At 35.7% G+C, this 11,952-nt stretch carries 16 protein-coding genes and 1 pseudogene; 8 read left to right on the top strand and 9 right to left on the bottom strand.

The window, feature by feature from the left end; translation table 11 throughout:
• Positions 1-96: 96 nt before the first annotated feature.
• The 3 genes from katA (at position 97) to LC087_RS06875 (ending at position 3,399) form a co-directional block, all read left to right on the top strand.
• Positions 97-1,548: a catalase KatA gene (gene katA, locus LC087_RS06885; protein WP_226538657.1), complete on the top strand. Its 1,452-nt coding sequence runs from the start codon at positions 97-99 to the stop codon at positions 1,546-1,548.
• Between the two features lie 307 nt (positions 1,549-1,855).
• A complete protein-coding gene (locus LC087_RS06880) occupies positions 1,856-3,067 on the top strand; it encodes a Y-family DNA polymerase (protein ID WP_264189782.1) in 1,212 nt (403 codons plus the stop codon).
• Positions 3,064-3,399: a YolD-like family protein gene (locus tag LC087_RS06875; RefSeq protein ID WP_226538655.1), complete on the top strand. Its 336-nt coding sequence runs from the start codon at positions 3,064-3,066 to the stop codon at positions 3,397-3,399. Before LC087_RS06880 ends, LC087_RS06875 begins: the two co-directional genes overlap by 4 nt.
• Positions 3,400-3,611: 212 nt before the next feature.
• Here LC087_RS06875 and LC087_RS06870 read toward each other — a convergent pair whose 3' ends face one another.
• Complete coding sequence (locus LC087_RS06870; protein ID WP_226538654.1) at positions 3,612-3,863, bottom strand: HPr family phosphocarrier protein; 252 nt, start codon at positions 3,861-3,863, stop codon at positions 3,612-3,614.
• A gap of 213 nt (positions 3,864-4,076) precedes the next feature.
• Here LC087_RS06870 and LC087_RS06865 point away from each other — a divergent pair, with 213 nt between their 5' ends.
• The 3 genes from LC087_RS06865 (at position 4,077) to LC087_RS06855 (ending at position 5,623) form a co-directional block, all read left to right on the top strand.
• Positions 4,077-4,370 (top strand): AMP-binding protein, encoded by a 294-nt coding sequence (locus LC087_RS06865; protein ID WP_226538686.1) that lies wholly within the window; start codon positions 4,077-4,079, stop codon positions 4,368-4,370.
• Positions 4,371-4,656: 286 nt separating this feature from the next.
• Positions 4,657-5,190 (top strand): hypothetical protein, encoded by a 534-nt coding sequence (locus tag LC087_RS06860; protein ID WP_306020435.1) that lies wholly within the window; start codon positions 4,657-4,659, stop codon positions 5,188-5,190.
• A gap of 10 nt (positions 5,191-5,200) precedes the next feature.
• Entirely contained in the window at positions 5,201-5,623 is a 423-nt protein-coding gene (locus LC087_RS06855; protein WP_226538652.1) for a hypothetical protein, read from the top strand.
• Positions 5,624-5,675: 52 nt separating this feature from the next.
• Here LC087_RS06855 and LC087_RS06850 read toward each other — a convergent pair whose 3' ends face one another.
• The 6 genes from LC087_RS06850 to LC087_RS06825 form a co-directional block, all read right to left on the bottom strand.
• Positions 5,676-6,329, bottom strand: coding sequence for a hypothetical protein (locus LC087_RS06850; RefSeq protein WP_306020433.1), 654 nt, complete (start codon positions 6,327-6,329; stop codon positions 5,676-5,678).
• The gene (locus LC087_RS06845; RefSeq protein ID WP_306020431.1) at positions 6,316-6,456 is read right to left on the bottom strand and encodes a hypothetical protein; all 141 of its coding nucleotides are present in this window, start codon (positions 6,454-6,456) and stop codon (positions 6,316-6,318) included. The genes LC087_RS06850 and LC087_RS06845 overlap by 14 nt, the downstream gene beginning before the upstream one ends.
• 32 nt (positions 6,457-6,488) lie before the next feature.
• A complete protein-coding gene (locus LC087_RS06840; RefSeq protein ID WP_226538650.1) occupies positions 6,489-7,136 on the bottom strand; it encodes a hypothetical protein in 648 nt (215 codons plus the stop codon).
• A 227-nt stretch (positions 7,137-7,363) separates the two neighbouring features.
• Positions 7,364-7,573, bottom strand: coding sequence for a hypothetical protein (locus tag LC087_RS06835; protein WP_226538649.1), 210 nt, complete (start codon positions 7,571-7,573; stop codon positions 7,364-7,366).
• Between the two features lie 315 nt (positions 7,574-7,888).
• A complete protein-coding gene (locus tag LC087_RS06830; protein ID WP_226538648.1) occupies positions 7,889-8,242 on the bottom strand; it encodes a hypothetical protein in 354 nt (117 codons plus the stop codon).
• Positions 8,239-8,373: a hypothetical protein gene (locus LC087_RS06825; RefSeq protein WP_264189766.1), complete on the bottom strand. Its 135-nt coding sequence runs from the start codon at positions 8,371-8,373 to the stop codon at positions 8,239-8,241. Before LC087_RS06825 ends, LC087_RS06830 begins: the two co-directional genes overlap by 4 nt.
• Before the next feature lie 166 nt (positions 8,374-8,539).
• Here LC087_RS06825 and LC087_RS06820 point away from each other — a divergent pair, with 166 nt between their 5' ends.
• Together LC087_RS06820 and LC087_RS06815 are read left to right on the top strand one after the other, a co-directional pair.
• Positions 8,540-8,752 carry a helix-turn-helix domain-containing protein gene (locus tag LC087_RS06820; protein ID WP_371932657.1) on the top strand — a complete coding sequence of 71 codons (213 nt, stop codon included), beginning with the start codon at positions 8,540-8,542 and terminating at the stop codon, positions 8,750-8,752.
• Between the two features lie 211 nt (positions 8,753-8,963).
• Positions 8,964-9,599, top strand: a pseudogene (locus tag LC087_RS06815) (AMP-binding enzyme); the annotation flags it as partial.
• A 67-nt stretch (positions 9,600-9,666) separates the two neighbouring features.
• Here the strand turns inward: LC087_RS06815 and LC087_RS06810 are convergent.
• Complete coding sequence (locus tag LC087_RS06810; RefSeq protein ID WP_226538647.1) at positions 9,667-10,677, bottom strand: FecCD family ABC transporter permease; 1,011 nt, start codon at positions 10,675-10,677, stop codon at positions 9,667-9,669.
• Positions 10,674-11,672, bottom strand: a complete 999-nt coding sequence (locus LC087_RS06805; RefSeq protein WP_226538646.1) for a FecCD family ABC transporter permease — start codon at positions 11,670-11,672, stop codon at positions 10,674-10,676. The genes LC087_RS06810 and LC087_RS06805 overlap by 4 nt, the downstream gene beginning before the upstream one ends.
• Positions 11,673-11,952: the final 280 nt, after the last annotated feature.

Here is an 11,952-nt window from a genome sequence, read left to right as displayed (position 1 = left end):
TGTCCATTACAATTATTTATAATTATTATAAAAATATATTGATTTTTATTTAATTATTGATATTATAAAATTACAACTTTAATTGAGGTGATTATGATGAGTAAAAAAAGTCTTACAACAAGTTGGGGTGCACCCGTAGGTGATAATCAAAATTCGATGACGGCAGGGTCTCGAGGACCAACGTTAATTCAAGATGTTCATTTGCTTGAAAAGCTTGCTCACTTTAACAGGGAGCGTGTACCCGAACGTGTGGTTCATGCTAAAGGAGCTGGGGCACATGGTTATTTTGAAGTGACTAATGATGTTACAACTTATACGAAAGCCAACTTTTTATCTGAAGTTGGTAAACGTACGCCGCTTTTCGTGCGCTTTTCTACAGTAGCTGGAGAAAATGGATCTGCAGACACAGTTCGAGATCCTCGAGGATTTGCGGTTAAGTTTTATACGGAAGAAGGAAATTACGATCTCGTCGGTAATAATACACCTGTTTTCTTTATTCGAGATGCAATAAAATTTCCTGACTTTATTCATACACAAAAAAGAGACCCTAAAACTCACTTAAAAAATCCTACAGCTGTATGGGATTTTTGGTCGCTGTCTCCTGAATCCTTGCATCAAGTGACCATACTCATGTCCGATCGTGGAATTCCAGCCACGTTTCGTCATATGAATGGATATGGAAGCCATACTTTTAAATGGGTAAATGAAAATGGTGAAGGAGTTTGGGTGAAGTACCATATTAAAACGGAACAAGGAATTAACAATTTAACGTCAGAGGTGGCTGAAAAACTTGCTGGAGAAAACCCTGATTATCATACGGAAGAACTTTTTAATGCGATTGAAAATGGAGATTTTCCTTCTTGGAAAGTGTATGTACAGATTATGCCTTTAGAAGATGCGGATACGTATCGATTTGATCCTTTTGATGTCACAAAGGTGTGGTCTCATAAAGATTATCCATTAATAGAAGTCGGTCGTATGGTTCTGAATAAGAATCCAGAAAATTATTTTGCAGAAGTTGAGCAAGCAACGTTTTCACCTGGTTCATTTGTTCCAGGAATTGAAGCTTCTCCTGACAAAATGTTGCAAGGGCGTTTATTTGCTTATGCAGATGCTCATCGTTACCGAGTAGGTGCAAATCATAATCATCTACCAATTAATCGACCAAAAACAGAAGTTCACAATTATCAACGAGATGGCCAGATGACCTTCCATAATAACGGCGGAGGTTCCACCTATTATGAGCCAAATAGCTTTGGCGCCCCTAAAGAGACACCTGAAAATAAACAAACGCCGTATGAGGTTTCAGGTGTAGCAGATAGTACTTCATATGATCATCACGATCATTATACACAAGCAGGGGACTTATATCGTTTAATGAATGAAGAGGAGCGTGAACGTCTCGTTGAAAATATCGTAAATGCCATGAAGCCAGTCGAGAAAGAAGAAATTAAACTTCGTCAAATTGAGCATTTCTATAAAGGTGACCCAGAATACGGAGCAAGAGTAGCGGAAGGATTAGGGTTATCTGTACCACAAGAAGCGTAATTTTTAAGAGAAAGGCAATTGTCTTTCTCTTTTTTCTACGTGAAAAATAGTTTAATAGACATCGTTACTACTGCGACAATCATAAATCGTCCCCCCTATTTTTATCCATGTTTTACTGCGAACTTACTTCCTAACCATGCTCCAATGCTCGTTCCAATCGCTAGAATGATTCCGTAAACTACCATTGAATAAGAACGTATATTCCCATAAGATAAGAATATACTAATAATCGAACGTATATTCTTATGGTGGTGAGGTTACGGTGGACTACAGTCAGTTCTCTAAACAAAAAATTTTATGTGTGGACATGAAAAGCTTTTATGCAAGCTGCTCTGCTGTTTTAATGGGGCTTGATCCACTTGACTGTTACTTAGCGGTTGTAGGTGATAAAGATCGTAAAGGAAGCGTCGTATTAGCTGCCTCTCCTAAATTAAAGAAAGAGTACGGCATTAAAACGGGTGCACGATTATTTGAAATACCGAATGATCCTAAAATTCACATTGTCCATCCGAAAATGGCTTTATTCGTACGAATTTCAACTGAAATTAGCCGTCTGTTTCATCGTTATGTGCCTAAGGAAGCGATTCATACGTATAGCATTGATGAAAGTTTTATTAAGGTAGATGGAGCGGAAAGGTTATGGGGAGGTGCTGTTCAAATTGCTGAACGGATACGAGATGATTTGCGTCATTTATTTCAACTTCCATGTGCCATTGGGATTGGTCCTAATATGCTGATGGCAAAGCTTTGTTTAGATTTAGAGGCGAAGCAAAAGGGAATTGCTGAATGGACATATGAGGACGTGCCAAAAAAACTTTGGAAAGTTAAACCATTAAGTGAAATGTGGGGAATTGGCAGTCGGGTAGAGAATACATTAAATAAGATGGGAATTTTTGATGTAGGTCAGCTTGCTCGATTTCCTCTTGAACAACTAGAGAAGAAGTTTGGAGTGATGGGAAATCAGCTTTACTATCATGCATGGGGAGTAGATTTATCAGAGGTTGGTACGCCGATTGTCAAAGGACAAATTAGCTACGGGAAAAGTCAAATTTTACTTCGAGATTATCATGATCCTTCAGAAGTGAAACATGTCATTCTAGAAATTGCCGAAGAGGTGGCACGCAGGGCAAGAAATGATCACAAAATAGGTCGAACGATTACACTAGGAATTGGCTACAGTAAGAACGAGCAAGGAGGGGGCTTTCATCGTGCTAAAACGATTGATCACCCCACCAATATAACAATGGATATTTATCAAACATGCTTGCAACTATTTGAACAATTTTATCAACATAAAACAGTTAGAAAAATATCGATTGCACTTTCGAATATTGAGGATGATCAATGTATGCAATTAGACTTATTTTCTCCTAATCGGGTCAAGGAGCATCAATTAGGCTATGCAATGGATAAAATTAGGGATAAATATGGGAGTGCCTCTTTACTTAGAGCCGTTTCTTATACCAAAGCAGGCACAGCTGTTTATCGAAGTAAATTATTAGGGGGGCATAAAGCATGATACGTGATCGCGGAACGATAAAGTGGACATCAATGATGCTTCCAGAGCATGTGAAACAGCTGAAGGAGTGGACGAAAGAAGACGGCTTTGAAACAATGCCAGAGCTTGATGAACAACAACTTGAAGAAATAAATGAACTGATTTATGAGTCAATAACGCTAGGTACACAACTAACGATGGTGTATTTTGACCATCATCAACGTAAAGCGATAACTGGAATTGTACATTCTGTAGATGAGCTTAATCGAACAATAAACGTGGTATCTAGAGAGGGAAGTACTTTTGAAATTCCGTTCAGCTCAATCATACAAGTGAACCTAAATAAAACATAAAGTTACCATCGCAATTACATGAAGATGAATATATGAAGAAATAGGGTCCTTTCTTAACCTTGCAGAATATAATAGTAGTGGATCTAAAAAAACACCTCTGACCCTCTAGCGTGGAAAACTAGAGGGTTTTAGTATGTGGTGAATATCGTTCTCACATACTTCAAGTGAATAAACATGCGTTGGCTCTAATAAGTAGGTGCAAAAGTTTTAGCTTAACCAATTACTTCGATAAAAGGAAGTTCCGTTAGCTTTGTTAAGTCAGGTAATTTATCATTTTCTGATTCCGTCATAAATTCAATAATATCTCCATTTTGAAGCGATAAAGCTAAAATGCCTAATAAACTTTTTGCGTCAACAACCCAATGTTCTTTTTTTACTAAAATCGTTTCAGAATAAAGGTTAGCTGTTTGGACAAACAAAGAAGCTGTTTCTGCAAAAACAGGTTGTTTAATTTGTACTTTCATTCTATTCTCATCTCCTAGTCAATTTCATGTGATTTTTTGAACAATCTATTACTAAGTTTATCATATTAAAAGTAGTATGAGGTAGTACCATTTAGTCTCCGAATGAGTAATTAGAAAATTTAGAAAGAAAACAAGGACTTTTGTCCTTTTTATAAAATATAAATATATAGAGGGAGTGAAAGCGTTTACGATAAGGAGGAAAAAACTGTGTACATGACATTAGGTTCACTATTTAATCAAACAGTAGAAAGGTTTTCCAAAAAAGAAGCCATTGTTGATTTGACACAAAATATTCGCTGGACGTACCAAGAATGGGATCATGAAGTGAATAAGGTGGCGCAGGCTCTTATAAATGAAGGTGTTCGAAAAGGAGATAGGGTGTCAACATTTTCATTTAATACCATTGAATTTGCAACATTGTTTTTTGCATGCAGCAAAATAGGGGCAGTTATTAATCCGATCAATTTTCGTTTAAAAGAAAGAGAACTTTCATTAATCCTAACTTGATCTATCCAGGGCAAAGGGTTCGGGTTAAATAATGGACTTTCTGAACGATCTAATCAACCTAACGCAAGGTCAACTATTCCTAAAATATTGGTGGTTGTGGCTTAGTTTGATAGTTATGTTTTTAGTCTATTGGGTCAATACTGATTGATACCTTCTTTGATAATATGACAAAACCCACTTCTAAAGAGGAGGGCTTTTTCTATTTTATTCCTTTTTTTGTTTACATCCATAAATTTTCCTAGTAAAATGTTAAACTGTTATAAATTAATTACATAGGAGGAAGACCATGAGTAAGATTAAAAAATTATTGATAGTAACATTATTTGCTATTGCAGGATATGCTATGATGCCTTCTGAAGAAGCTTCAGCCTCTCAAAACCGTGTATGCCAAGTAGGTTCAACTTGGGGGTGGGATAAACAAACATTGTGTTTAAGTGTTAACCAAAACGGGTGGGTCAAACCAGAGATTTACAGCGACGAGTCAAAAACTTATTATATAAAAGCCCAAATAATAAGTAAATCTTCAGGTACTCTTAGCAGTAGAAATATAATGATTAATAGAAGTAACCCTTATAACTATTTCACTTATTATTCTGGTTTCAGTAAATCTTCCTATCCATTAAAATTTTATGTAAGGTTTTATTCCGATTCTGCACGTACTAAATATCTTGGTGCGCTCAATCTCCTTATCTATACTGGCCTTATTAATAACAAACATAATCCACTCAAGCGAGTGGGTCTTTTTTTGTTTAGTTACCTTTTCCTGTTCAAATCTATCTATTTTTCTAGTATACTTTTAAATTGTTATACAAATATATAGGAGGAATATGATGAAAAATTTAAAGAAATTATTTCTAGTATCTATTTTAGTTATTGCAGGGTTTACTTTTATGCCTACTGAGGAAGCGCAAGCCTCTGGGGGATCGGGAGATTGTCAAAAAGGTTCTAATTGGGGTTTCAGTAATCAAACTTTATGTATTTACTCACAAAGTAATGGTGATATTATTGGGAAAATATATAGCAATGATTATGATAAGTCTACATACTATTTGACAATTAAACTACAAGAAAAAGTTGGGGGATCCATTAAAAATCACGCAACTCGTTATGACACCATAACTAATTCATCATTTGCTTATCAGAAATTCTATAGTATGCCACGAGGAAATTATAAGGTATATGTTAAATTTTATTCAGATTATGCACGCACAAAGTACCTTGGTGCTGCACAATCTCCATATTTTTATCATTAACAACAAAACCCACTCATTCGAGTGGGCTGTTTTTTTACATGTGATGTAAAATTTATTCTGATTTAGGAAAAAAAGCCGAATTTACAGAGGGTAGAGATTTTGCCATTGAAATAAGCTCTTTTTCTTTTATATTTCCTGAAATAACTACTGTTTTATCGCTATCAAAATAATAAAAATATTTATTATCTAACTCATCTACACCGATATAGCCAATATCAACATTACCGTTATCAATTGATATTTCTTCTATTATTGACTCTTCAAATGGCTCACGATCGAAAATTGAAATTGTAACTATATTTTTTTCATCCGCATATATCCAAACTGCTTTATCACTTTCATTAATTTCTAGTTTAACAAAATTGAATCCTTCCATAGGCAGAGATAAGCCTTCTTTATTAGTAAAGGTAGAATCATTAAAAATTTCTAGATTTGCATAACCGTTCATTATCCAGTTTTCTTTATATTCGTATAAGAAAACTGTATAAACATTTTTACCTATTGGAGATTGAATTCCAACAACACTATTTTTTCCTATTGTTGTCTCAAAAATAATGTCATCCTTTTTGGGGAGAACTTTATTTCCATCCTTAAAAGTCACCTCATATTGATATTGAACTGCATCTGAAGGGAACAAGACACCTTCTGGCGGATCTGAGATAGTAATAAAATCAACTTGCCTTTCAATAACTTTAATCTGTGTCACCATTAAGATCTTTGACACTTTCTATTTTTTTATCAACTTCTTTATTTTGTTCTTTAGAAAGCTCCTTTTCACAGCCTATTATAACCGTTGAAAAAATTAAAACAATTAATGTTAGTTTAATTTTCATGCCAAGCCTTCCTTTTATAAGTAGATAAAAGATTAGTAAGGATATTTTTCAGTTTTAGCAAGTTTCGTTTTATATTTTGGTCCAGACACAGTAATGTATTTTGAACTTTGTTTAGAGCAACTACTAGAAAGATAATAATAATTACCTTTCCATGTTTCTGCAATCACTCCATAATCAATCCATCCCCAATCACCTGGTCTGACTGTTATAGAAGTAGATTGTGACTTAGTCCAAGATTGACTACCTCCGATATTGAATCCAACTTCTCCTTTAATTACACCCCAACTCACTTTAGTACTACCACTAACACTTCCAGATACAGTAGTAGTACCAGATAATTGGGACACCTCAGTTAGATTATTTTTTGACTTGTTGATTACTCTACTCCCAGATCCGTTGCTTGCTTTTTTAAATCCTGAAGATTTCCTACTTCCATCAAATTCATATCCAGCAACACATGCATTTGCTTTCAAAGGACCGTCTTTGGGATTTATTTTTTCTTCTTTTTCAACAGTACTTTCAACTGGCAGTTCAACTATATTATCTTCATCTAAAAGATTAGAAAACTCTTCTTTTGGAATTTCATATTCAACTCCATCGACATAATAATAAGCATTTTGGATATTTTCAGTTTCTGTCTGATTAGAATTAGCAAACGATGTACTTGTTCCCGAAAACAAAAGAGCTGCGCCTAAAAAAAAGTTGCTGATAGAACATTGATGGTTTTTTTGGTATCAAATGAATCACCTTCCACATATACTATTTTTTTAAATACATGAAAATTATATAATAATATTTTTTTGAAATAAAGAAACATTTTACATTGTAATTTAATTGTAAATATTCTTATTTTTCAAACATTTTTCATATATAAAACCCACTCAAGTGAGTGGGTTGATAGCTCAACTTAATCTGGATACGTAATAATACGTTCGATTTTATCAATAGATACGAAATAAACAGCCTGGGGATTGTTTAAATCTTTTCCAGCAACCACTCCATTTTCCACTTTTTTAACAACGAGATTTTGAATATCCCCACTGTTAAGAAGTAAAGCTACTGCTCTGTTTATCTGACATTTTAGAATTTCAGCTAGCCCATCACAGGGGTGGTACATATTAATTAATCAACTCCTTCCCATAAAAAAAATCACATTATACTATATAAATATGAAAAACATATCTTCATGATTGGGTATATTATCAAATTTTTAATAAATTTTTCAAAATATTTTTTATATCATAAAAGGAAGGTTTACACCTCCCACGCGTCTACTTGCTCCTTTATGGAGTTTTTTTATTTAAAGAGTCATAACCTTCCCAATATAACCGCGCCCACAGCCACAAAGTTAAAGACGTCCTCAGCCGTAAACAGGCGATCCTTGACTAGATAACTCCCGTAACTATCTTTCACTTTCACCACCTTGATATCTCTATCCCAATTTAATTCGTATTCCTCCTTGATTGACGATTCTTCGCTCATAAACCTGCCCATTTCGTCCCTCAGTCTCTCGCCTACGTAGTTCTGTCTTTTCCTCCTTCTCTTTTGCATTCTCCACACTCTTATACCGCCAAAGGTCGGCATCCGTCACGCTCCACGATGGGGAGGGGAGAGGGACGTCTACTCTTTTATATTGCTGGATCACGTTTAAAAACTCATTTGAGTGTGCTGCTGAAAAAAGTGCAAGTCTGATTATCTGGTTGCGATCTAGCGTTGTCGCTTTAAAAAGTTCATCCACATACTTTTTATATCTTTCATCGTATCTGACAGTGGGGCGATAAGTCATGATGCATTTTTCCTTATGATATTTTCTGGACATTTTATATCGTTAAGTATCTCTCCTAATAGCTGACGTCCTTCCTCTGTTAGGTAGACGTCCTCGCACTCGCTTAGTAATAACGCTAATTCTTCTGTCATGTTGATTACCTCCTTTTGTTGTAGACGCCTTGTTTTGACGTCTTAATAAAGGGTATTAGTTACTACTTGTCCAATATGTCAAAAAGGTCAAAAAGTTTTTATAGTTTAAGAAATTGACATCATGGTCAAGCTACTTGGTAAAAGAAAGTAGGTGGGAGGGATAGAGGTGATCTGGAAGGATAGGACGAAGTTTGGACGATGGCTAGATCAAAATGAGATTAGCCAAATTGATTTAGAAAAAGTAACAAATTTGAGCAGGGGAACAATATCAAGTATTTGCAACAATGAAAATTACCGCCCAAAATACTCCACGATCTGCAAGATTGAAAATGGGTTAAAGAAGTTAGGTAAGGAGGTGGATATGGAAAAATTATTATAAGAAAAAAGCCCAACAGATGTGGGCTTACATTATAATGTTACAAATATTACAGTGAATATTACAAAGTGACCTCACGTGACCATATTTTGACCTCACATTAAAAAACAACTTGTACAAATATATATTATTTTTCTTTCATATAGCACATCCAAAATCACGTTTTTAAAGGATTTGATATAGTTCAATATTAGACCATATCAATCCATAATCTATGACGGAAATGGGCCCTATTATCTCGATCCTGTTTGAATTTGAACAAATAAGTAAAGCAGGTTCTGCTGGTCGTTCTTGTTTAAATCATCAAATAAAAATTGTTAAAGCAGAAGAGGAAGACACATTTGATATACATGATGAGCTCCCTAGTGGAGAAGTAGGTGAAATTGTCGTAAAAGGTCCTTGTATAATGGTCGAGTATTTAAAGAGGCCAGATGCAACAGCAAACGTTATTCAAGATGGATGGTATCGAACGGGAGATTTAGGTTATTTAGATGAAGAAGGTTACTTATTTGTTTGTGATCGTGTGGACGACATGGTCATTAGTGGTGGGGAAAATATTTATCCTCGAGAAGTTGAAGACGTTCTTCATAAACATGACGATGTGCTAGATGTAGCGGTGTTTGGAATTCCTGATGAGTTTTGGAGAGAGAAGGTCATTGCTGTCGTAGTTAAGAAAAATTCCCTTTTAACTGCAAATGATCTTGAGAGCTTCTGTAAAGACGGTGATCAGCTTGCTCCGTATAAACGACCAAAAGATTATGTGTTTATGGAGCAAATCCCACGAAATGCGAGTGGAAAGATTCAAAAGTTTTTATTAAAGAAACAACTCGAAGAGCAGAAAGAAGGATAAAAAAGAAGAAAATCAATTATGTCAATAAAAAAACGAGTGTATGAATCTACATACACTCGTTTTTAGATCAAGCTTTCTTCATTAATAAAAAGACAAAATAAGGTGCGCCAATTAAGGCAACCATAATTCCCGCAGGAATTCCATCAGGCTCTAAAATATTTCTCCCAATGGTATCGGCAAGCAAAAGAAGCCATCCGCCTAATAATATCGTAATAGGAAGAGAAAGCTGATGGCGTGGACCGACAAGTGTTTTTGCTAAATGAGGCGCTATCAAGCCAATGAAAGCAATTCCACCTGAAACTGATACAGAAGCGGCCGCTAGTGCTACAGCAGAAAATAAAAGAATAAATCTTTCTTTATCAATTCTCATTCCAACCCCAATAGGGATAGAATCATCTAATTGTAAAAGGTTTAACCGATTGGATTTAAGGAAGGTAAACGGAATAAGAATGAGTAGCCAAGGAAGAATTGCAATAATAAAAGGCCAGTCAGCACCCCAAATACTTCCCGATAACCACTGTGCGATAAAATCTACTTTCCTACGTTCTGAAGAAGAGATAAGGACGACCATCAAACCAGATAATGCTATCGACACACCGATACCAGTTAATACTAGTTTAATAGGCTGGAGCCCTCTATCCTTTGAGTAAGAGAATAAATAAATAAACAAAGCTGTTAAGAAAGCCCCAAAAAAACCTACTACAGGTAAGAGGTAGGTAAACGTTCCAGTTTCTAATGGAAAATATAAAAAGAAAATAGCAACGGCTACGCCAGCACCTGAGTTGATCCCAATAATTCCTGGGTCCGCCAAATCATTATTTGTTATAGCTTGCAAAATAGCACCAGACAAGGCTAAACTCATTCCTGCTAATATAGTGATAATAATTCGAGGTAAACGAATTGAAAATAAAATTAATTCATCTTTAATCGTTCCTTTTTGTAATAAAGTTGGAATGATTCTATCAAAACTGACAGATGCATAACCTAACCCCATGCTTATAATGGCTGTCGCACAAAGAAGTATGACTAAAAGAATAAAGATGTTGCGTTGTTTTTTTATTAATTTGGAATGAATCATGAAAATGCTCTTCCTCCTTTATGAACAACGAATAAAAAGAAGGGTAATCCTAAAATGGATACAATTGCAGCAACAGGCGTTTCATAAGGAGCATGAATGGTTCTACCTAATAAATCAGCTAAAAGCATAAAACATGCTCCAACTAACGCGCTCATTGGCAAAATAAATCGATAATCTGTACCAACAAAAACCCTAGCAATATGGGGGATCATTAATCCAATAAAAGCTAGATTCCCTACTAATGCTACAGATGCTCCGGTTAATAACGTAATCACGAGAAATAAAAGGATTTTAACCTTTTTTGTGTTCTGTCCTAAGCCAACAGCTACATCTTCATTTAAACTTAAAATAGTTAGTTGCTTAGATAATAGTAATGATAGGATAATGGAGGCACTTACAATCGGTATGATCACAACTAGTTGATCCCATGTCGTCCCCATTAAACCACCTGCTGTCCACATGGACACGTCTTTCGAAATTTTAAATTGTAATCCAATTCCCTCTGCAATAGCAAAAAGAAAAGCAGAAATAGCAGAACCAGCTAGAACAATTCGAAAAGGAGAAAACCCTCCTTTTGTGAAAGATCCAATGGTAAAAACCATTGCTGCTCCAACAGCAGAACCAATGAAACAAGCAAAAGTGACACCAAGATAATTAATCGTTGGGAAAAGTGCTAGTACAAAGGCGAGAGCTGCATTCGCCCCTGCCGTTAACCCTAGCAAGCCAGGGTCAGCTAACGGATTTCGGGTTAACCCTTGCATAATGGCACCGGATATCGCTAAAGCAGCTCCTACAAAAATGGCACCAACTCCTCTAGGAAGTCGAAGTTCCCAAATAATATTAAGAGATTCTTGGCTGGTATTGGTTGTAAGAGCTAGCCAAACATCGTGTAAACTCACTTGCGTTGCCCCAAATACTAAAGATAGGATAGAGGAAATGATTAAGAATAAAGAAGTTATCAATAGTTTACTAGGAAAGGATATCGTTTTTTTCACTAAAATCAACTCTTTTTTATATAAGATTGACAAAGGATAAACTTTGTCCTTTTTAAGAAGGTTCTAACATTCTTGTCTAGCTCCAGCGCCCAGCGACGGGTAGCGCTTTCGACGCATACGACGCGCTACTTCATCGTTGCCTACAGGACGTGGCAGTAGTTAGTAGATCCTCTGCTTTTCTCGGCTTTTCGTGTTTCCTTTCTCTTGTCGTCGCTAAACGAGCGCTTGCGACTTATTTATATTATGTATGCAAAAGGCTGTCGATTGATCGACAGCCTTA

This window comes from Bacillus carboniphilus (assembly GCF_020524035.2).
In the GTDB taxonomy this organism is placed as follows: Bacteria; Bacillota; Bacilli; order Bacillales; family JAIVKR01; genus Bacillus_CC.
Note: the sequence above shows the minus strand (reverse complement) of the source record. Positions and strands in the feature narration are given on the sequence as shown.

Excerpts from the sequence above, each read along its gene's own strand:
- LC087_RS06875 (WP_226538655.1), top strand. The coding sequence starts at position 3,064 with ATGATACGTGATCGCGGAACGATAAAGTGGACATCAATGATGCTTCCA.
- LC087_RS06865 (WP_226538686.1), top strand. The coding sequence starts at position 4,077 with ATGACATTAGGTTCACTATTTAATCAAACAGTAGAAAGGTTTTCCAAA.
- katA (WP_226538657.1), top strand. The coding sequence starts at position 97 with ATGAGTAAAAAAAGTCTTACAACAAGTTGGGGTGCACCCGTAGGTGAT.
- LC087_RS06855 (WP_226538652.1), top strand. The coding sequence starts at position 5,201 with ATGAAAAATTTAAAGAAATTATTTCTAGTATCTATTTTAGTTATTGCA.
- LC087_RS06870 (WP_226538654.1), bottom strand. The coding sequence starts at position 3,863 with ATGAAAGTACAAATTAAACAACCTGTTTTTGCAGAAACAGCTTCTTTG.
- LC087_RS06825 (WP_264189766.1), bottom strand. The coding sequence starts at position 8,373 with ATGACAGAAGAATTAGCGTTATTACTAAGCGAGTGCGAGGACGTCTAC.
- LC087_RS06880 (WP_264189782.1), top strand. The coding sequence starts at position 1,856 with ATGAAAAGCTTTTATGCAAGCTGCTCTGCTGTTTTAATGGGGCTTGAT.
- LC087_RS06810 (WP_226538647.1), bottom strand. The coding sequence starts at position 10,677 with ATGATTCATTCCAAATTAATAAAAAAACAACGCAACATCTTTATTCTT.
- LC087_RS06830 (WP_226538648.1), bottom strand. The coding sequence starts at position 8,242 with ATGACTTATCGCCCCACTGTCAGATACGATGAAAGATATAAAAAGTAT.
- LC087_RS06835 (WP_226538649.1), bottom strand. The coding sequence starts at position 7,573 with ATGTACCACCCCTGTGATGGGCTAGCTGAAATTCTAAAATGTCAGATA.
- LC087_RS06860 (WP_306020435.1), top strand. The coding sequence starts at position 4,657 with ATGAGTAAGATTAAAAAATTATTGATAGTAACATTATTTGCTATTGCA.
- LC087_RS06845 (WP_306020431.1), bottom strand. The coding sequence starts at position 6,456 with ATGAAAATTAAACTAACATTAATTGTTTTAATTTTTTCAACGGTTATA.